Origin of the sequence: Bradyrhizobium sp. BWC-3-1, from assembly GCF_032917965.1 — a bacterium.
Lineage (GTDB): Bacteria > Pseudomonadota > Alphaproteobacteria > Rhizobiales > Xanthobacteraceae > Bradyrhizobium > Bradyrhizobium canariense_D.
Window position 1 is genome coordinate 453,545 of sequence record NZ_CP136625.1, and the last position, 19,371, is coordinate 472,915.

Consider the following 19,371-nt stretch of genomic DNA (forward strand, 5'->3'; position numbering starts at 1 on the left):
CGTACAAATACGGTGGGCCGAATCCGCGCCGAACGCCATAACGGTTGGGGCGGACGCGAGTCCTTCATGCCAACCGGATGTGTGGCACATGGCCGAACAAAGCTCTCGCGGTGAAATCTTCGTGGTCGACGACGACGCTGCCGTTCGCGACACCTTGTCGATGGTGTTGAAGGCGGCGGGCTATGAGGTGATCTGTTTTGCGGACGGCGCAGCATTGCTCTCCGTCGCGCGAAGCCGCACACCTGCAGCGGTCCTGCTCGACGTGCACATTCCCGGCAAGTCCGGGCTCGATATTCTCAATGAGCTGCACGGCGAGGACTATCCGGCACCGATCTTCATGATCTCCGGACAGGGCGATATCGCGATGGCGGTCGGGGCCATCAAGAGCGGCGCGCTCGACTTCATCGAGAAGCCGTTCCGCGGCAGCGAGATCGTCGGCCGGCTCGACGAGGCGATCGGCGCCTATGCCCGCAGGCAGTCGGAGAACGCAGCGCCGAAGTTCGGCTCGCTGCATTTCCCCGGGCGCGAGCCGTTGACGCGCAGGGAGCGCGAGGTGCTCGAGCAGTTCGCCGCCGGCGCTTCCAACAAGGAGGCCGGCCGCACGCTCGGCATCAGCCCGCGCACCATCGAGGACCATCGCGCCAACATCATGAAGAAGCTCGGTGCGCGCAATGCCGCCGATCTGATCCGGATCGTGATGACCGCGGCGCAGCGCGCGTCGTAAATTCCGTGGGCGACATTTCGTAGCCCGGATGAGCGAAGCGACTTCCGGGACGTGGCTCGTGGTGTTCCCGGGTATCGCTTCGCTCACCCCGGCTGCGGGCTCTCACCCGACGCGCCATCAACTGTTCAACGCCTTGCGGATGGCCCGCGCCAGATCCGATTTGCGATAGGGCTTCGCCAGCAGCAGAACGCCCGAATCCAGCCGGCCGTGATGGATGATCGCGTTCTCGGTATAGCCGGACGTGTAGAGCACCCGGAGATCGGGACGCGTTCTCTGCAGTTTGTCGGCGAGCTGCCTTCCGTTCATCTTGCCGGGCATGATGACGTCGGTGAACAGGAGGTCGAACGGTTTTCCGGCGGCGACGATTGCGAGCGCCTCCGCGGCGTTCGCAGCCTGCAAGGTGACGTAGCCGAGCGAATGCAGCTGTGCCAGCACGTAGTCGCGCACCAGCCGGTCGTCCTCGACCACAAGGATCGTCTCGTGTCCGCCCTCGATGGTCGCCGGCGTCACGCCCTCGCCGACCGCCGTCGGCGTCTTGCCGGGCGGCAGGTACATCTTGATCGTGGTGCCGTGGCCTTCCTCGCTGTAGATCTTGATATGGCCCGCCGACTGCTTGATGAAGCCGTAGACCATCGAAAGCCCGAGTCCGGTGCCCTTGCCCGGTCCCTTCGAGGTGAAGAAGGGGTCGAACACCCTGGCCAGCATGTTGGCGGGAATTCCGCTGCCGGTGTCGCTCACGGCGATCAGCACGTAGTGTCCCGGCGGGACGTCGTTGACGCTGGCATAGACCTCGTCGAGATAGGCCGCGCCCGTCTCCACGATCAGCTTGCCGCCGCCCGGCATGGCATCGCGGGCATTGAGCGCGAGGTTGAGGATCGCGGTGGTGAGCTGGCTGGGATCGACGATCGCGACGCAGTTCTCGTCCTCGAACACCGATTCGATATGGATCTGCTCGCCCAGCGTCGGCCGCAATAATTTCGCCGTGTCGATGATCAGCGCGTTGACGTCGATCTCGCGCGGCTGGAGCGGCTGCTTGCGCGCAAACGCCAGCAGGTGCTGCGTCAGCTCGGCGCCACGCCCGGCGGCCTCGTCGATCATCTTCGTGATCGCCGCGAGCTCCGGCTCGTTGGCCACCGCGTCGGCCAGGATCTCGATCGTTCCGGTGATGACGGTGAGAATGTTGTTGAAGTCGTGCGCCACGCCGCCGGTGAGCTGGCCGACCGCCTCCATTTTCTCGGCCTGGCGGATGCGCTCGTCGGCCGCGATCTTGTCGGTCAGGTCGCGGTAGAACGAATTGAAGAGAACGCCTTCGCGTCGCTGGAGCGCCGTGACGCTGAGCTCGGCCCTGAACTCCTTACCGTCGCGTCGCCGCACCAAAAGTTCGCGCCGTGGATTAGCCAGCGATTGTTGCTCGGATTCGAGAAAGAGCTTCAGTCTGGCCCTGACGCTTTCGCGCTCACTGGGGGCGACGAAAAGCTCAATCGCATTCTTGCCGATCGCCTCCTCACGGGTCCATCCGAAGAGCTTCTCGGCCTGCGAGTTCCAACTCAGGATGGCCCCGGTGTGGTCCGTCTGGGTGAAAGCATCGAGCGAGGTCTCGACGATGTTGCGCGCAAGCTGTTCGCTCTCCCGCAAGGACTCCTGTGCAAGCCTCGCTTCTGTCATGTCGCGCCCGACAAAGAAGTAGCGCTGGGCGTGGTCGGACCAGCTGCCGAGCCAGGACAGCCAGACCTCACGACCGTCCTTGTGGAAGCAGCGGGTGTCCGCGAGCTTCAGCCGCTCGCCGCGCCTGAGCGCGCGCATCTCGTCGCGCGACTGGTCGAGATGGCCGGAATGAATGAAATCGGCGCCGCTGCGGCCGATCATCTCCTCCGGCCGGTAGCCGAGAATGGCCTCGCTGCTCGGACTGATCTGCGCGATGTGGCCGCGCGCGTCCATCACCATGATCAGATCCTGGGAGGTCTCGAAGATCTGTCGCCGTTCCTCGAGCTGCTGCTGCAGCGCCCGCTCGGCCCGTCGCGCCTCGGTCAGGCTGCGCGCGGTGCCGGAGGCGCCCACGATCTCGCCCGATGGGCCCCTGATCGGCGACAGGCTGAGTGAGATTTCGACCGGCGTGCCATCCTTGCGCAGGCGCACCGTCTCGAACCGTTCCATCGGTTCACCTCCGGCGATCCGCCGCAAATAGTCCTTGCCTTGCTCGCGTCGGTCGGGTGGGACGATGATCGAGGTGGATTTCCCGATCGCCTCATTCGCCGAATAGCCGTAGAGGCGCTCGGCGGCGGCATTCCAGCCGGTGATGATGGCGTCGAGCGATTGCATCACGATCGCTTCGTCGGAGGATTCGACGGCGGCGCTGAACAAGCGCTCGCGCGCTTCATGATGGCTTCGCGCGGCCTCGGTGCGGCGATGCTCCTCGATCTCGCGTTCAAGCGCGGTCGTCTTCGCTCTCGTTTCTTCGACCATTTGCGCGAATGCCCGCGCCAGCACGCCTGTCTCTCCGCTCGCATCGACGGGAATCTCGGCGCGCCGTCCGCTGCCGATCGCTTCCACCGCCGCGGTCAGACGCCCGATCGGCCGCGTCAATGAGCGCGCCAGCAGTACCGCAAGCAAAGCTGCGGCAAGGACAGCAAGCAGGCCGACCAGTGAGGAGGCTTTTTGAATGGCCGCCGGAACGCTACTGAACACGGATGGTGGGGCCGTCTCGATGACTGCCAACCACTCCTTGCCGGCCAGCAGTGCCGGTGCGAGCGCCGCTCCACTCGGCCGGCCCGCTTGGTCGCTCGTAAGCTGCGTGGATCCTTGCGGCAGGCCGGCCCGGGCTGCAAAGAAAGGAAAGTCCCGGCGCCAATCGTTGGCGTTGCCAAGCAATGCACCGAATTCCCGCGCACGATCAGGGTGGACAAGATAGTCGCCACGCGAATTCACGACATAGATTTCTCCTCCTGCGCTCGTGGTCGAGCGGACGCGGTCGAGCGCAGGACGCATGTCGATATTGGCGATGACGATGCCGAACGGCTTGCTATCAGGCGTGAACAGCGGAGTCGCGACGCGCAACGTCGGAATGTGAGGGTCCGTGGTTCCTCCCTGCCGCGTGGCGAGATCGACGGGCGAAACATAGATGTCGCCCGGCGCCAATCGAATCGTCTCCTGGAAGTAGGTTCGGTCGCTCTTGCGTTCCAGTTCGCCGTCGGGGACGATCCGTGCTGTTCCGTTCGGGCCGGCGCGATCGACGCGGACCAACTCGCGCTGGTCGTCGTCAAGGCCGATGATTCGAAATTGCCCGTAGCTCGGTTTCGCGTCGATCTCGGCTGCGAGCCGGGCTGCGATGCGCTCGCGCCAGGTTTGCTCGGAAACGCCGTCGACTTCGTCGAGGCCTCCACCGATGTGGGCACGGATCAGGCCGTTGATGGCCGCGGCGGAGCGATAACCGAGCAGATCGCCGCGCGCGCCGGCAACGTAGGAGTCAAGATGGGTGGCCAGCAGGCTCGACTGGGCTTCAATCCGTTCCAGGACCCGCGGAATGACGGCCTGGGTGATATTGCGATAGCCGAGCCAGCCGACTGCGGCCACGGTGACCGCCACCAGCAGGATCATCGCGATGGCGAGCCGCGTAGCGAGTGTCATGGGGAAATCTGCACCGCTTCCTGAATGGCCGTGCCCGCGCTCGGTTGGAACAGAATGAAGGTTCTTGTCATCGGCGGCCGGTGCTGACATCCGGATTCCTCACCGATGCCGTCCGCGCCGCGTCCAGGCAGCCAGCGACCGCGCCGAGCAGCGCGTCGGCCCGGAACGGCTTCTGCAAGCTCGCCACCGCGCCGAGCTTGGTCGCCATCTTGAGGAAGTCCGGCTCCGCATGGGCGTCCGGCGTGAACGAACGGCCGGAAATGACGACGATCGGAATCGCCGGCTGCAGCGCCCGGATGTGGCGCATCGTCTCCAGGCCGTCCATGCCGGGCATGAAGATGTCGAGAAAGAGAAGGTCGAACTGGCCGGCCTCGAACAGCGCAAGTCCCTTGCGGCCGTCTCCGGCGACGGTGATTTGATGACCGGCCCTCTCCAGGAGCAGCCGAATCGTCATCTGCACGGCCGGATCGTCATCCACGATCAGGATGTTGGCCACGTCTGGTATCCTCCCGGGCCGGATGGGGTGTCCCAGCGACCGCAAATCAAACCATCAACTCTGAAATTGTTGCGCGGATTGCATCTGGCCTGCAAGCACTTCGCCATCGATCCCAAGATTGCTCGCAAAAGGCGAACTCGGTTGCGTCAATTTATGCACGGTGACGTGCACAAGCGCTCGCGACAACCGCGCGCCATATGCCTAGTCGGTCAAATATTCCGGATAGTGGCTTCGGATCGTGTCGAGCTCGCTCAACGTGCCCGACAGGTGCTTGCGCAGATGCTGTTGCGCAGCATCGGCGTCGCCGGCCTCGATCGCGCGCGTGATCAGCTTGTGGTGGCGGACGATGTTCTGGGCCTTGCCGGGTGAGGGCAGATGCATCCGGCGCAGCCGGTCGATATGTCCGCTACGGCTGCGCACCAGCGTCCAGAGTTCCTGCTTGCCGGCCGCGGCATAAAGCTGCGCGTGAAAATCATTGTCGCCAGCGATGAAGCTCTCGAAGTCTCCGGCCTTGGCGAATTGCTGCTGGAGCGCGATCGTGTGGTCGAGGCGTATGACCAGGGCTTCGCCGTGCTGCTGCGCGAGCAGCCGGACGATTTCGAGCTCCAGCGCCTGGCGCAGGAAATGGGCCTGCTCGGCCCGACCGACGTCGACGCGGCTGACTACGGTGGCGTGCTGCGGAAACACGTCGACCAGCCCTTCTTCCTCGAGCCGCATCAAGGCGTCGCGGATCGGCGTCGAGCTGACGCCGAATTGTGCGGCGAGATCCGTGCGCGACAGCGGCGAGCCCGGCGGCAATTCGAGCGCGAGAATGGCATTGCGCAGCCGCTCGAATACTTGCGGTGCGGCCTGCCGGGCCCGGTCGAGCCGCGCGCCGGGGCGGGGGGCTACGCGGGGCGCGGGTTCGGCTGGTTCCATGCGAAGCGCTCCGGCCAGCTTGCCTTTGATACACTAATGCATTAGTGCATTAGCAAGATCGCTCGTCAATGGCGGCCGGAGGAAACGAACAACAATGATCAAGCAATTTCAGTGTGGCCTCACGGCCGTCGCCCTGATCGCCGCAGCGGCGCTGACGGCTTCGCCAGCAAAGGCGCAGCAGAAGTCCGAGATCTCGCTGTCTCGCCAGCCCGGCATTTTCTACATGCCGAGCCACATCATGGAAAAGCAGAAGCTGATCGAGAAGCACGCCGCTCAGCTCGGGGTGGCCGGCGTCACCACCAAATGGGTCACCTTCTCCGGCGGCGGTGCGCAGACCGATGCGCTGCTCGCGGGCGGGGTCGACATCCTCAACACCGGCACCGGCAATCTGCTGCTGCTGTGGGACCGCACCCGCGGCGGCGTCAAGGGCATCGTCGCGACCTCGGCGCAGCCGATGACGCTGATCAGTCGCGACGCCAACATCAAGTCGATCAAGGATTTCGGCCCCAACGACAAGATCGCCGTGCCGACCGTAAAAGTCTCGACCCAGGCCATCGTGCTCCAGATCGCCGCCGCCGAAGCCTTTGGTCCCGACCAATGGTCGAAGCTGGACGTCAACACGGTGCAGCTCGGTCATCCCGACGCCTATGCGGCGCTGTCCAACGCCAAGCACGAGGTGCACACCCATTTCTCGATTCCGCCGTTCACCTTCCTCGAGCTGAAGAACGTGCCGGGCGCGCATGTCGTGCTGTCGTCGCCTGACGTGATGGGCGGCCCGCTCAGCCAGGCGCAGTTCTTCACCACCACGAAGTTCGCTGATGCCAACCCGAAAATCATCCAGGCCGTGCGCGATGCGACCAAGGAAGCTCAGGATCTGATCCGCAGCGACACCAGACAGGCGGTCGAGATCTACAAGGAGATCACCGGCGACAAGACCTCGGTGGAAGAGCTGCTCGATCTCCTCCAGGAGCCCGGCATGATGGAGTGGAATCTCGAACCGCAGGGCACGATGAAATTCGCCGCCCATCTGTTCAAGACCGGCACGCTGAAGACTCAGCCCAAGGCCTGGACTGATTATTATCTGCCCGTCGCCCACGATCTGAAGGGCAACTGATGGCGCTGCTCGACGTCAGCTCCGTGACGCTGCGCTACAAGACCTCCAGCGCCGTCGTCACGGCGACCGAACGGGTCAGCTTCACAGTCGACAGGTCCGACCGCTTCGTGCTGCTCGGGCCGTCCGGCTGCGGCAAGTCGACCCTGCTCAAGGCCGTCGGCGGCTACATGGCGCCGAGCGAAGGCCGCATGACCATCAACGACCGCGAGATTCGCGGTCCCGGCGCCGATCGCATGATGATCTTCCAAGAGTTCGACCAGCTGCTGCCTTGGAAAAGCGTGCTGGCCAACGTGATGTTTCCGCTGCTGACCGCGCGAAAATTGTCGCGCAAGGATGCCGATGCGCGGGCGCGGGCCTATATCGAGAAAGTGGGCCTCACCCGCGTGGTCGACGCTTATCCGCACACGCTCTCCGGCGGCATGAAGCAGCGCGTCGCGATCGCGCGCGGCATGGCAATGGAGCCCGACATCCTACTGATGGACGAGCCGTTCGCCGCGCTCGACGCGCTGACGCGGCGAACCTGCCAGGACGAGCTGCTCCAGCTCTGGAGCGAGACCAAATTCACCGTGCTGTTCGTGACCCACTCGATCGCGGAAGCGATCCGCATCGGCAACCGCATCCTGCTGTTGTCGCCGCATCCCGGCCGCGTCAAGGCCGAGGTGGTCGACGTCGACAAGGTCTCCAATGACGATGGCAGTGCCGGCCGGCTGGAGAAGGAGATTCACGATCTCCTGTTCGCCTCCGAAGCAACGGCGCATTGAGGGAGCCTCTCATGGGCGAAGCGAGAATAATGCTGCGTGACGCGCCGGTCGTCGGCAGCGCAGCCGAGGTCGAGCGCAAGCTGAGCGTGCCCGAGCTGTTGTGGAACGACGGCTTGGTCCGCAAGACCGTCATCATCCTGTTCCTCGCGGCGGTCTGGGAGGCCTACGGCCTCGCCCTCGACAATCCCCTGCTGTTTCCGACGCTGCACGACACGATCCTCACGCTCTACGATCGCGTCAAGGACGGCACGATTCCCATGCGGGCCTGGGCTTCGCTAAAAGTGCTGTTCATGGGCTATTCAGCCGGCATCGCGCTCGCCGCGATCTTCACCGTGCTCGCGATCTCCACCCGCATCGGCACCGATTTCCTTGAGACGGTCACGGCGATGTTCAATCCGCTGCCGGCGATCGCGCTGTTGCCGCTCGCTTTGATCTGGTTCGGTCTCGGCAACGGCAGTCTGGTGTTTGTGCTGATCCATTCGGTGCTGTGGCCGGTCGCGCTCAACACCCATTCGGGCTTCAAGAGCGTGTCCAACACGCTGCGCATGGTCGGCCGCAATTACGGCCTTCGGGGATTGCCGTACGTGGCGAAAATCCTCATCCCCGCCGCGTTCGGCTCGATCCTGACCGGCCTCAAGATCGGCTGGGCCTTTGCCTGGCGCACGCTGATCGCGGCCGAGCTGGTGTTCGGCGTGTCGTCGGGGCAGGGCGGGCTCGGCTGGTTCATCTTCGAAAACCGCAACCTGCTCGACATACCTGCGGTCTTCGCCGGCCTCTTGACGGTGATCATCATCGGGCTTTTTGTCGAAAACCTGATCTTCCGCGCCATCGAGCGGAACACCGTGCAGAAATGGGGCACCCAATCATGACCAAGAAGAAACTAACGCCCGACCAGCTCCGCAGCGCGCGCTGGTTCGCACCCGACGATCTCCGCTCGTTCGGCCATCGCTCCCGCACCATGCAGATGGGCTACGCGCCGGAGGAGTGGAAGGACCGCCCGATCATCGCGATCCTCAACACCTGGTCGGACGCGCAGCCCTGCCACATGCACTTCAAGTCGCGCGTTGACGACGTCAAGCGCGGCATCCTGATGGCCGGCGGCCTGCCGCTGGAGCTGCCGGCACTGTCGCTGTCGGAATCGCTGCTCAAGCCGACCACCATGCTCTATCGCAATCTGCTGGCGATGGACGCCGAGGAGCTGTTGCGCAGCCATCCCGTCGACGGCGTGGTGCTGATGGGCGGCTGCGACAAGACCACGCCGGCGCTGCTGCTGGGTGCGACCTCGATGAACATCCCGGCGATCTATCTGCCGGCAGGTCCGATGCTGCGCGGCAATTGGAAGGGCAAGACGCTCGGCTCGGGCTCGGACGGCTGGAAATACTGGGACGAGCGGCGCGCCGGAAAAATCTCCGACAAGGACTGGCTCGACATCGAGGCCGGCATTGCGCGCAGCTACGGCACCTGCATGACCATGGGCACGGCTTCCACCATGACCGCGATTGCAGAGGCGATCGGCATGACGCTGCCGGGCGCGTCCTCGATTCCCGCCGCTGATGCCAACCATATCCGCATGGCCTCGGAATGCGGGCGCCGTATCGTCGAGATGGTCTGGGAAGATCTGACGCCGAAGACGATCCAGACCCGCAAGGCGTTTGAGAACGCGATCGCGGTGGCGATGGCCATGGGCTGTTCGACCAATGCGATCATCCATCTGATCGCGCAGGCCCGCCGCGCCGGTCTCGACATCGGCCTCGACGATTTCGAGATTGCGAGCCGCAAGGTGCCCGTGATCGCCAATGTGCGGCCGAGCGGCGATGCCTATCTGATGGAGGACTTCTTCTATGCCGGCGGCCTGCCGGCGCTGATGGGGCAGATCAAGCCGCATCTGCATCTCGACTGCATCACCGTCACCGGCCTGACGCTGGGCGAGAATATCGCGCATGCCGAGGTCCACAATGACGATGTGATCCGCTCGATCGACAATCCCATCTACAAGGAAGGCGCCCTCGCGGTGCTCAAGGGCAATCTCGCGCCCGACGGCTGCGTCATCAAGCCGTCGGCCTGCGCGCCGCGCTTCCTCAAGCACACCGGGCCGGCGCTGGTGTTCGACGACTATCCTTCGATGAAGAAGGCGGTCGACGATCCCGATCTCGAGGTCACCGAAGACCACATTCTCATTTTGCGCAATGCGGGGCCGCAGGGCGGGCCGGGCATGCCGGAATGGGGCATGCTGCCGATCCCGACCAAGCTTGTGAAGCAGGGCGTCCGCGACATGGTGCGGATCTCCGATGCGCGCATGAGCGGCACCAGCTACGGCGCCTGCATTTTGCATGTCGCTCCCGAATCCTATGTCGGCGGACCGCTCGCGCTGGTGCGGAACGGCGACCGCATCACGCTCGACGTCGGCGCCCGCACCATCAATCTCGACGTGTCGGAAGCCGAGCTCGACAAGCGCCGCGCCGCCTGGAAGCAGCCCGAGCGCCGCTTCGAGCGCGGCTATGGCTGGATGTTCACCAAGCACATCAAGCAGGCCAATGACGGCTGCGACTTCGACTTCCTCGAGACCGATTTCGGCGCGCCGATCGGCGAGCCCTCGATTTACTAGAGAGCGTGACATGACCAAACTTGCCGAGGCCACCCGCAACAAGCTCAAATCCGTCTCCACCGCCACCGTCGCAACCGCGTTGTTCAAGCGGGGCCTGCGCATCCAGATGATCCAGGATGTGCACCCGCTCAGTGCCGACCAGCCGACCATGGTCGGTGAAGCCTTCACGCTGCGCTATATGCCGGCGCGCGAGGATCTCAACACCATCGAGGTCTTCAAGGACCGCTCCCATCCGCAGCGCAAGGCAGTCGAGGATTGCCCGGCGGGCAGCGTGCTGGTGATGGACAGCCGCAAGGACGCGCGCGCCGCGTCCGCCGGTGCGATCCTGGTCACGCGCTTGATGAAGCGCGGTGTCGCCGGGGTCGTCACCGATGGCGGTTTTCGCGACTCGGCCGAGATCGCCAAGCTCGGTATCCCCGCCTACCACCACCGCCCAAGCGCGCCGACCAATCTGACGCTGCATCACGCCATCGAGATCAACGTGCCGATCGGCTGCGGGGATGCGCCCGTGTTTCCCGGCGACGTCATTCTCGGCGACAGCGACGGCGTGATCGTGATCCCTGCGCATCTCGCTGAGGAGATCGCCAACGAGACCTTCGAGATGACCGCGTTCGAGGACTTCGTCACCGAAGAAGTCAACAAGGGCCGCGGCATTTTCGGTCTCTATCCCGCGACGGACCCGCAGACGCTGACCGACTTCGCCGCATGGCGGAAGGCGAACGGAAGGTAAAGGCCGCGCGCCGACACCAAGCATATCAAGAAACAGGCCGGCCGCAGCAAGCGCCGGCCTTAAATCACCCAGGGAGGACTCCATGAATTTCACGCGACGCAACCTCTTGGCCGGCGCTGGCGCTGCGGCCACTTCCGCGCTCCTCGCCCGCGCCGCCGGTGCCCAGTCGTTTCCGTTCGCGCCGAACCAGCGCTACCCCGATCCCGCCGTTCAAATCCTCGATCCCAGTTTTGGAAAGTACCGGCTTTATTCCTCGACGCTCGAGCAGGTCGCGACCGGCATGCGTTGGGCCGAAGGCCCCGCCTATTTTCCCGAAGGCGGCTATCTGCTGTTCTCGGACATTCCCAACAACCGGATCATGAAGTTCGACGAGAAGACCGGGCAGACCAGCGTGTTCCGCGCCAATGCCAACTACGCCAACGGCAATGCGCGCGACCGCCAGGGCCGCCTCGTCAGCTGCGAGCACTCGGTGACCCGCCGCATCACCCGCACCGAGAAGGACGGCAAGATCACCGTGCTGGCCGAGAAGTTCGAGGGCAAGCGGCTGAACGCGCCGAACGACATCGTGGTGAAGTCCGACGACAGCATCTGGTTCACCGACCCGCTGTTCGGCATCAACGGCGAGTGGGAGGGCAAGAAGGAAAAGGCCGAGCAAGCCACCACCAACGTCTACCGCATCGCTAAGGACGGCAAGCTCAGCGCTATGCTGACCGACCTCGTCAATCCGAACGGCCTCGCCTTTTCGCCTGACGAGAAGAAGCTCTACGTGGTCGAGTGGAAAGGTACGCCCAACCGCAGCATCTGGAGCTATAATGTCGGTGACGACGGTTCGCTCAGCGGCAAGACCAAGCTGATCGACGCGGCTGACCAGGCCTCGCTCGACGGTTTTCGCGTCGACCGCGACGGCAATCTCTGGTGCGGCTGGGGCTCCAACGGTGCGCTGCAATCCGAGCCGACCGACATCGCCGGCCGCAAGGTTTATCAGCTCAAGGCCAAGTCGGAGGATCTCGACGGCGTGATGGTGTTCAACGCAGAGGGCAAGCCGCTCGCCTTCATCAAGCTGCCCGAACGCTGCGCCAATCTCTGCTTCGGCGGGCCGAAGAACAATCGCCTGTATATGGCAAGCAGCCACTCGGTGTATGCGCTGTATGTGGAGGCGCATGGGGCCGTGTGAGGCTTCGCCTCTCTCGAGGCCGTAGCCCGGATGGAGCGCAGCGCAATCCGGGGCTGTGATGTCGTCTGCACTAATCCCGGATTTCGCTGCGCTCCATCCGGGCTACGAAGTCACGCCTCCGCCATCCCCGCCGCCCACAGCGCGAACGCATAGACGATCGCGACTTCATCGAGCCGGTTGAAGCGTCCCGATGCGCCGCCGTGGCCGGCGCCCATGTTGGTGCGGAGCAGGACCGGGCCGCCGCCGCTCATGGTCGCGCGCAGGCGCGCGATCCATTTGGCGGGCTCCCAATAGGTGACACGCGGATCGGTCAACCCGCCCATCGCCAGGATCGCCGGATAGTCTTTCGCCGCGACATTGTCGTAGGGCGAATAGGACAGGATGGTGCGGAAATCCTTCTCGCTCTCGATCGGGTTGCCCCATTCCGGCCATTCCGGCGGCGTCAGCGGCAGCGTGTCGTCGAGCATCGTGTTGAGCACGTCGACGAACGGCACTTCGGCGACGACGCCGGCGAACAATTCGCCGGCGCGGTTCGCCACCGCGCCCATCAGCATGCCGCCGGCCGAACCGCCGTGGCCGACAATGCGCTTTGCACTGGTGTACTTCGCATCGATCAGCGCGCGTGCGCTGGCGGCAAAATCGTCGAACGAATTGGTCTTCTTCTCGCGCTTGCCGTCGAGGTACCAGCCCCAGCCCTTGTCGGCGCCGCCGCGGATATGGGCGATGGCATAGACGAAGCCACGGTCGACCAGCGACAGGCGGTTGGCGCTGAACGAAGCCGGCATCGCCATGCCGTAGGAGCCGTAGCCGTAGAGCAGCAGCGGCGCCGCGCCGTCGAGCGTGAGTCCGCGGCGATGGAGGATCGAGACCGGCACCTCGGCGCCGTCATGCGCTTTCGCCATGATGCGGGTGGTGACGTAGTCGCTCGCATTGTGGCCGGACGGGATCTCCTGCCGCTTGCGAAGGGTGCGCGTGCGCTTGACCATGTCGTAATCGTAGACTTCCGACGGCGTCGTCATCGACGAATAGGCGAAGCGCAAATTGGTCGTCTCGAATTCGTAGGAGCCCATCGTATCCAGCGAATAGGCCGCTTCGTCGAACGCGATCGCGTGCTCCTCGTTCGAGGCGAGGTCGCGGATCACGATGGACGGCAGCGCGTTGGCGCGCTCCAGCCGCACCATGTGGCCGGCATAGAGATCGAGGTCGATGATGTAGATGCCCGGGCGATACGGGATCAGATCGCGCCAGTTCTTGCGCTCGGGTGAGGCGAGCGGCGCGGTGACGATCTTGAAGTCGATGGCATCGTCGGCGTTGGTCAGGATGAAGAGTTCGTCGCCACGGTCGGCCAGCGAATATTGCACGCCTTCCTTGCGTGCCGCGACCAGGCGCGGCGGTGCGTCGGGGTGGGCGAGGTCGATCAGCCGCTGCTCGGACGTCTCGTGGTCGCCGCCCGCGATCACGCAGAAGCGGCCACTGGTGCTCTCTTGCAGATGGGTGAACCAGCCGGAATCCTGCTCCTCGTAGACCAGCGTGTCGTCGGCTTGCCCAGTGCCGAGCTTATGCCGCCACACCTGCATCGGGCGGTGGTTGTCGTCGAGCTTCACGTAGAAGAACGACGTCGCATCCTTGCTCCAGACCACGCCGCCGTCGGTCTCCTCGACGACGTCGTCGAGGTCCTTGCCGGTCGCCCAGTCGCGCACGCGGATGGAGAAATACTCCGAGCCCTTGGTGTCGGCGCTCCAGGCCTGCAGCCTGTGGTCGTTCGAGTGCCGGCTGCCGCCGAACTTGAAGTATTCATGGTCCTTGGCGAGCGCATCGCCGTCGAGCACGATGTGGCCCTCGCCGCCGTCGCGCGGCATACGGCCGAACAGCTCGTGCTGACCGCCCTCGCGGAATTTGCGGAAATAGGCGAAAGGACCATCCGGCGACGGCACGCTGGAATCGTCCTCCTTGATCCGCCCCCGCATCTCGCGCACCAGCGTTTTCTGGAGCGCCGCGGTATGGCCGAGCAGGCTCTCGGTGTAGCCATTTTCTGCGTCGAGATATTTGCGGATGTCGGGATCGAGCACCGCGGGGTCGCGCAGCACCTCCTGCCATTTCTCGTCCTTCAACCAGGCATATTCATCCGTCACGGTGATCCCGTGTCGCGTGAAGGAATGCGGCCGGCGCGGCGCGAGGGGGGGCAGGGAAGGTGTTTTGGCTTGTGTCACTCGATCCTCATTCAGATGCGTGCTTCACCTTATATCGTCCCGCTTCCGTGAATTGCCAGCGTCGCTGCGGGCGTCGTCGCCGGGTTGTTGACGGGCCGCTTGTATGCTTTAGGGGCCGGGTCTTTAGTCCTGCCGCCGGTCCAGCCTGATGTTGTTCAATTCCTACCCGTTCATCCTGCTGTTCCTGCCGGCCGCGCTGGCTGGCTATTTCTGGCTCGGGCGGCGCAGCAATCTGGCCCCGGTGATCTGGCTGGCGGCGGCCTCGCTCACCTTCTATGCCATTGGCAACTGGCAGTTCGTGGCCCTGTTGCTGCTATCGATCGCCTTCAACTACGGCATAGGCCACCTCCTCATCGTGGCCAAGCTTACTTCGTCGCAACGAAAGGTGGCACTGGCCCTCGGCGTCGCCGGCGATCTTCTCGTACTTGGCATCTTCAAATATGCCGGTTTCGTCACCGAGAACGTCAACGCGCTGGCCGGCACGCACTTTGCGGTCCACATCCTGCTGCCGGTCGGCATCTCCTTCTACACGTTCACCCAGATCGCGTTCCTGGTTGACGCCTGGCGCGGGCAGGTCGCGGCCTACGCGCTGCCACACTATGCGCTGTTCGTGACCTACTTTCCGCATCTGATCGCGGGGCCAATCCTTCACCACAAGGACATGATCCCGCAATTCGAGCGGGAGGAAACCAAGCATCCGCATGCGCATCTGATCCTGTGCGGCCTCATCATCTTCGCAATCGGCCTGTTCAAGAAGACCTGCCTTGCCGACGGCATCCAGCCGCTGGTCGCGCTCGCCTTCGATGCGCGCGCGCCGAGTTTTGATCAGGCCTGGCTCGGTGCACTCGCCTACACGTTCCAGCTCTATTTCGACTTTTCCGGCTATTCCGACATGGCGATCGGGATATCGCTGATGTTCGGCATCTTCCTGCCGGTCAATTTCAACTCGCCCTACAAGGCCACCAGCATCGTCGAGTTCTGGCGCCGCTGGCACATGACGCTGTCGCACTTCCTGCGCGACTATCTCTACATCCCGCTAGGGGGCAACAGGCGCGGGCGCGTGCTGCGCTACATCAACTTGCTGCTCACGATGCTGCTCGGCGGGCTCTGGCATGGCGCGGCCTGGACTTTTGTCATTTGGGGCGCCCTGCATGGCGCCTATCTCTGTATCAATCACGCTTTCAACGCGCTGGTGCCGAATGTTCCGAAGTGGCTCGCGCACCCGACGCGTGTCGCCGGAGCCGTGCTGACATTCCTCGCCGTCGTTGTCGCCTGGGTCTTCTTCCGTGCCGAACGGGTCGATTGGGCAATGCGGATTGTGAATGCGATGGCCGATCCCTTCAACATCGTGTTCGGCCGCGAGGAGATTGCGGCGTCGGTGATGGTCACGATCTATGCCGCGCTGGTGTGGCTGGCGCCGAACACGCAAGGACTCATGGGGTACGACCACGCCAATCGCAGGGTCGGCGACGGCCTGATGTCCGGACGGATGCGACCGCTGGTCCTCTATGGTGCGTCGCTGGTGCTTGCGTTCGGGATTTTGGGTATCCAGAGCCACAGCGAATTCATCTATTTCCGGTTCTGATGCGCGGCGCGTTCACATATCCAGGGCGTCTTCTCCTTGCGAGCATCGCGTGCGTGCTGGGCGCGGCTGCGCTCACCTATGTCATCGATCCCCTGCAACTGTTTCGGCCCTCGCGTCTCGTCGCGCCGTTCTATTCCGATGACACGCGCGTGCAGAATGCCGGACTGATCCGCAGCCAGTCGTTCGATACCGCCTTCATGGGTACCTCGCTCGCGATCCATTTCCGCCAGAGCGACATCGACCATGCCCTCGGCGTGCACTCGCTCAAGTTGGCGATGACCGGCTCCAATTCGCGTCAGCAGGGCTTTGTGCTCGAGCAGGCCATCGACCGCGGCGCGAAGCGCGTGATCTGGGCGATGGACGATTTTATCTTTGTCGATGCTGCCGACATCGAGACCGATCCTTATCTCGCTGCCGATCTCTATCGCGGGACGGCAAAGGGGATCGCGTCCTATCTGTTCAGTGCGGCGATGGCGAAGGAATCCCTGTTCGCATTGCTGCGGTCGGTTCCGCCGCTGCGGGAGCCGCTGACCCGGGCGGCGCCTTTTCTGCCCGTCAAGTTTGCGCTTGAAGACGTCGACGACATTTATGCGTTGCCGCGCGATATCGACGTCGCGCGCGCCTATAATGCGAAAAGGACGCTCGCGGCTTTCGCCTATATCACCGATCCCGTGCGCAGCCGTTTTCTCGGCGAAGGCTATCGTTACGACGCGATGGTCCGGCATTTCGAGCGTGACGCCGTCGGCCTGATCGCGCGTCATCCGGACGTGACCTTCGACATCTACTTCCCGCCCTATTCGATCCTGCAATTCGTCGCGATGCGGGATGCTTCGCCTGCGACGCTGAAGATCGTCACCGACCTCACCGCCGTCATGGCGCAGCGCCTGACGCAGCTTCCCAATGTGCGCCTGTACGATTTCAGGGCGATCAAGAACGTGACGCACGATTTCGACAATTACGGGGACGTCATCCACCATTCGCCGGTCGTCGATGCGAAGGTGCTGTCGTGGTTGGCGCGTGGGGAATATCGGGTCGATCCGAAAGCGCCGCTTGCGTCATTGGAGGAGCTGAAGGCCCAGGTCGCGGCGTATCGGTTCCCGCCGCTGCCGTAGCCCGCATGAGCGAAGCGACATGCGGGGACTCGCGCAAGAATCCCGGGTGTCGCTTCGCTCACCCGGGCTACAAGATTGCTCCCACAAGAGAAGGAAAAAGGCGTCTACACCGCCACCTCTTCGCCGAGATACGCGACCGCCGCTTCGAGCCCGCCTTTGCCGTGCGGGATCTTCAGCGCGTTCAGCCCGACCTCGATCACCCCCAACGTGCCGAGCAGCATCGGGGCGTTGACGTGGCCCATATGGGCGATGCGGAAGGCTTGTCCCGAGAGATCGCCGATGCCGGTGCCGAGCACGACGCCGCACTTCTCCTTGCAATAGCGTTGCAGGATTGCCGGATCGTGGCCGTTGCTCATGGTCACCGTGGTCACGGTGTTGGAGCGTTCGCTGGCTTCGGCGACGTTGAAGCCGAGCACCTGGCCTTCCGACCACGCGCCGACCGCGCGGCGTGCGGCCTCGCCGAGCAGGCTGTGACGTCGGAAGGCGTTCTCCAGTCCTTCCTCGTGCAGCAGGTCAATGGCCTGGCGCAGCGCGAACAGCAGATGCACCGGCGCGGTGCCGGCATATTTGCGATAGTGCTCGCTGCCCTCGCGCTCGCTCCAGCTCCAATAGGGCGTGCTCATGTTGGCGGTCTTCTGCACCTCGCGCGCGCGCGCGTTGGCCGCGACGAAGCCGAGGCCAGGCGGCGTCATCAGGCCCTTTTGCGAGCCCGACATCGCGACGTCGATGCCCCATTTGTCCATCTCGAACGGCATGCAGCCGAGCGAGGCCACAGTGTCGACCATGTACAGCGCCGGATGGCCGCTGGCCTTGATCGCCTTGCCGATCGCCTCGATGTCGTTCTGCACGCCTGAGGCGGTGTCGACCTGGACGACGACGACGGCCTTGATGGTGTGCTCCTTGTCGCGGCGCAGGCGCTCCTCGACCTCGTGCGGCCGCACCGCGCGTCGCCAGTCGCCCTTGAGCACCTCGACCTCGGCACCCATCAGCGCCGCGGCATGGCCCCAGCCGATCGCGAACCGTCCGCTTTCGAGCACCAGCACCTTGTCGCCGCGCGACAGCACGTTGCTCAATGCTGCTTCCCAGGCGCCGTGACCGTTGGCGATGTAGATGTAGGACTTGCCCTTGGTGGCAAACAGTTTCGAGATGTCACTGAGCAGGCTCTCGGTCAGATCGGTCATCTGTTTGGAGTAGATGTCGATCGCCGGACGATGCATCGCCCGCAGCACCTCGTCGGGCATATTTGTGGGCCCGGGGATGGCCAGAAATTCCCGGCCCGCGCGAACGGTCATTGCTGTTGGTCCTTGTTGCCTGAGAATAGGATGGTGGGTCGCTGATTCACACTTTTACGCGGCGCCGCGGTGCAAGAAAAGGCCGGAAAACGCAGGTCTGACGTGGGTTATCTCTTAGTCTCGCGGCAGCCCGCATCCTCGGCTTCCTCCACCGAGCAGAACCAGCGCGTGCCCTTGCTGATCTTCATCTTGATCTGCGCATACCAGCGGCTGGTCGGCCGGTGATAGATGCACTCGCCGGCGCTGTTGACGTTGCCCTTGATGGTGCAGTCCGGCGAGGGCGCGACCGGGCCCGAAGCCGAAGCGAGCAGGATCGCATGTGCGCCATCGGGCGGCTTGGTGGCGCCGAGGATGGTGGTCTTCTTGTTGCGCTCGCGCCAGTCCCAGGGCGCGATGAAGGCGCCTTGCCACATGCCGGCTTTTGCCTCCCGCGCGGCGGCATCATCGGCTTCGTAGTCGCGCGAGACGCGGGTGTAGGCCAGCGCCCAGCCTGCGCGCACCAGCCATTTCTGGATATCCTCGCCGCCGACGTCGCAGCGCGCCACGGTGCGGCCGCGCCGGTCGATCGACCGCGCATGGCAGACCCAGGTCTTGCCGTCGGCGTATTTGGCGAGCTCGTCGCGGGCCGCTATGCCGCAGGTCCAGCGCTCGCCCTTGTTGTTGAGGCAGAGCTGGTCGACCGCGGGGGCGTCGATGCCGCCGAGCCTGATCCGAGTGTTGCCGATCACCACCGCGTCGCCGGCGCGGACCTTCGCTGTGCCGGTGATGTCGGCGGCCCGCGCCGGCGATGGCAAGCCGGACAAGGAGAAGCCAAGCAATGACAGCGCAATCAGGGGTTTTCGCAACATGCCGGCCCGCGTGTGATGAAAACTGCGATAGACCTCGCAATTGTGGTCGGCTTTTGTCCGCTCGGCCAGCATATGCCTGGCAATTGGGCTTTCAACTTCCTGTCATCGGGCGAAGTTTAGTAGGGTGGGTTAGCCGAAGGCGTAACCCACCTCTTTCGTCTCCACGGCGGCAGAAGTG

The 19,371-nt window shown here is 64.1% G+C and carries 15 protein-coding genes; 9 read left to right on the forward strand and 6 right to left on the reverse strand.

What is annotated here, in order from left to right; all coding sequences use genetic code 11:
- Positions 1 to 88 precede the first annotated feature (88 nt).
- The gene (locus tag RX329_RS02185) at positions 89 to 724 is read left to right on the forward strand and encodes a response regulator transcription factor (RefSeq protein ID WP_007604420.1); all 636 of its coding nucleotides are present in this window, start codon (positions 89 to 91) and stop codon (positions 722 to 724) included.
- A 117-nt stretch (positions 725 to 841) separates the two neighbouring features.
- On the opposite strand, the gene RX329_RS02190 is transcribed toward RX329_RS02185, so the two are convergent.
- The 3 genes from RX329_RS02190 to RX329_RS02200 all read right to left on the reverse strand — a co-directional run bounded on the left by RX329_RS02190 (position 842) and on the right by RX329_RS02200 (position 5,762).
- Positions 842 to 4,438, reverse strand: coding sequence for a PAS domain S-box protein (locus RX329_RS02190; protein WP_085358473.1), 3,597 nt, complete (start codon positions 4,436 to 4,438; stop codon positions 842 to 844).
- A complete protein-coding gene (locus RX329_RS02195) occupies positions 4,416 to 4,844 on the reverse strand; it encodes a response regulator (RefSeq protein WP_085358475.1) in 429 nt (142 codons plus the stop codon). The genes RX329_RS02190 and RX329_RS02195 overlap by 23 nt, the downstream gene beginning before the upstream one ends.
- A gap of 201 nt (positions 4,845 to 5,045) precedes the next feature.
- On the reverse strand, positions 5,046 to 5,762 hold the full coding sequence (locus RX329_RS02200; protein WP_018456630.1) for a GntR family transcriptional regulator: 717 nt from the start codon (positions 5,760 to 5,762) through the stop codon (positions 5,046 to 5,048).
- A 94-nt stretch (positions 5,763 to 5,856) separates the two neighbouring features.
- Between RX329_RS02200 and RX329_RS02205 the strand changes: the two genes are divergently transcribed.
- From RX329_RS02205 to RX329_RS02230, 6 genes are all read left to right on the forward strand, one after another.
- Positions 5,857 to 6,876 (forward strand): ABC transporter substrate-binding protein, encoded by a 1,020-nt coding sequence (locus RX329_RS02205; protein WP_018456629.1) that lies wholly within the window; start codon positions 5,857 to 5,859, stop codon positions 6,874 to 6,876.
- Positions 6,876 to 7,637, forward strand: a complete 762-nt coding sequence (locus RX329_RS02210) for an ABC transporter ATP-binding protein (protein WP_018456628.1) — start codon at positions 6,876 to 6,878, stop codon at positions 7,635 to 7,637. The genes RX329_RS02205 and RX329_RS02210 overlap by 1 nt, the downstream gene beginning before the upstream one ends.
- 11 nt (positions 7,638 to 7,648) lie before the next feature.
- Positions 7,649 to 8,506 (forward strand): ABC transporter permease, encoded by an 858-nt coding sequence (locus RX329_RS02215; RefSeq protein WP_085358477.1) that lies wholly within the window; start codon positions 7,649 to 7,651, stop codon positions 8,504 to 8,506.
- Positions 8,503 to 10,242 (forward strand): L-arabinonate dehydratase, encoded by a 1,740-nt coding sequence (araD, locus tag RX329_RS02220; RefSeq protein ID WP_085358479.1) that lies wholly within the window; start codon positions 8,503 to 8,505, stop codon positions 10,240 to 10,242. Before RX329_RS02215 ends, araD begins: the two co-directional genes overlap by 4 nt.
- Before the next feature lie 10 nt (positions 10,243 to 10,252).
- Positions 10,253 to 10,972, forward strand: coding sequence for a ribonuclease activity regulator RraA (locus RX329_RS02225; protein WP_085348862.1), 720 nt, complete (start codon positions 10,253 to 10,255; stop codon positions 10,970 to 10,972).
- 82 nt (positions 10,973 to 11,054) lie between these two features.
- Complete coding sequence (locus RX329_RS02230) at positions 11,055 to 12,146, forward strand: SMP-30/gluconolactonase/LRE family protein (RefSeq protein WP_085358481.1); 1,092 nt, start codon at positions 11,055 to 11,057, stop codon at positions 12,144 to 12,146.
- 110 nt (positions 12,147 to 12,256) lie between these two features.
- On the opposite strand, the gene RX329_RS02235 is transcribed toward RX329_RS02230, so the two are convergent.
- The gene (locus tag RX329_RS02235; protein ID WP_085348864.1) at positions 12,257 to 14,356 is read right to left on the reverse strand and encodes a S9 family peptidase; all 2,100 of its coding nucleotides are present in this window, start codon (positions 14,354 to 14,356) and stop codon (positions 12,257 to 12,259) included.
- Between the two features lie 148 nt (positions 14,357 to 14,504).
- On the opposite strand from RX329_RS02235, the gene RX329_RS02240 reads away from it, so the two are divergent.
- Both RX329_RS02240 and RX329_RS02245 read left to right on the forward strand, forming a co-directional pair.
- Positions 14,505 to 15,941: an MBOAT family O-acyltransferase gene (locus RX329_RS02240; RefSeq protein WP_085348865.1), complete on the forward strand. Its 1,437-nt coding sequence runs from the start codon at positions 14,505 to 14,507 to the stop codon at positions 15,939 to 15,941.
- Positions 15,941 to 17,053: a hypothetical protein gene (locus RX329_RS02245; RefSeq protein WP_085348866.1), complete on the forward strand. Its 1,113-nt coding sequence runs from the start codon at positions 15,941 to 15,943 to the stop codon at positions 17,051 to 17,053. The genes RX329_RS02240 and RX329_RS02245 overlap by 1 nt, the downstream gene beginning before the upstream one ends.
- Positions 17,054 to 17,157: 104 nt before the next feature.
- On the opposite strand, the gene RX329_RS02250 is transcribed toward RX329_RS02245, so the two are convergent.
- Positions 17,158 to 18,345 (reverse strand): pyridoxal-phosphate-dependent aminotransferase family protein, encoded by a 1,188-nt coding sequence (locus RX329_RS02250; RefSeq protein WP_085348867.1) that lies wholly within the window; start codon positions 18,343 to 18,345, stop codon positions 17,158 to 17,160.
- A 107-nt stretch (positions 18,346 to 18,452) separates the two neighbouring features.
- The gene (locus RX329_RS02255) at positions 18,453 to 19,193 is read right to left on the reverse strand and encodes a thermonuclease family protein (RefSeq protein WP_026233211.1); all 741 of its coding nucleotides are present in this window, start codon (positions 19,191 to 19,193) and stop codon (positions 18,453 to 18,455) included.
- Between the last annotated feature and the right edge of the window lie 178 nt (positions 19,194 to 19,371).

Bases quoted from the DNA above. Each gene is read 5' to 3' on its own strand.
- RX329_RS02185 (WP_007604420.1), top strand. From the start codon at position 89: ATGGCCGAACAAAGCTCTCGCGGTGAAATCTTCGTGGTCGACGACGAC.
- RX329_RS02190 (WP_085358473.1), bottom strand. From the start codon at position 4,438: ATGTCAGCACCGGCCGCCGATGACAAGAACCTTCATTCTGTTCCAACC.
- RX329_RS02200 (WP_018456630.1), bottom strand. From the start codon at position 5,762: ATGGAACCAGCCGAACCCGCGCCCCGCGTAGCCCCCCGCCCCGGCGCG.
- RX329_RS02205 (WP_018456629.1), top strand. From the start codon at position 5,857: ATGATCAAGCAATTTCAGTGTGGCCTCACGGCCGTCGCCCTGATCGCC.
- RX329_RS02210 (WP_018456628.1), top strand. From the start codon at position 6,876: ATGGCGCTGCTCGACGTCAGCTCCGTGACGCTGCGCTACAAGACCTCC.
- RX329_RS02215 (WP_085358477.1), top strand. From the start codon at position 7,649: ATGGGCGAAGCGAGAATAATGCTGCGTGACGCGCCGGTCGTCGGCAGC.
- araD (WP_085358479.1), top strand. From the start codon at position 8,503: ATGACCAAGAAGAAACTAACGCCCGACCAGCTCCGCAGCGCGCGCTGG.
- RX329_RS02225 (WP_085348862.1), top strand. From the start codon at position 10,253: ATGACCAAACTTGCCGAGGCCACCCGCAACAAGCTCAAATCCGTCTCC.
- RX329_RS02230 (WP_085358481.1), top strand. From the start codon at position 11,055: ATGAATTTCACGCGACGCAACCTCTTGGCCGGCGCTGGCGCTGCGGCC.
- RX329_RS02240 (WP_085348865.1), top strand. From the start codon at position 14,505: ATGTTGTTCAATTCCTACCCGTTCATCCTGCTGTTCCTGCCGGCCGCG.
- RX329_RS02245 (WP_085348866.1), top strand. From the start codon at position 15,941: ATGCGCGGCGCGTTCACATATCCAGGGCGTCTTCTCCTTGCGAGCATC.
- RX329_RS02250 (WP_085348867.1), bottom strand. From the start codon at position 18,345: ATGACCGTTCGCGCGGGCCGGGAATTTCTGGCCATCCCCGGGCCCACA.
- RX329_RS02255 (WP_026233211.1), bottom strand. From the start codon at position 19,193: ATGTTGCGAAAACCCCTGATTGCGCTGTCATTGCTTGGCTTCTCCTTG.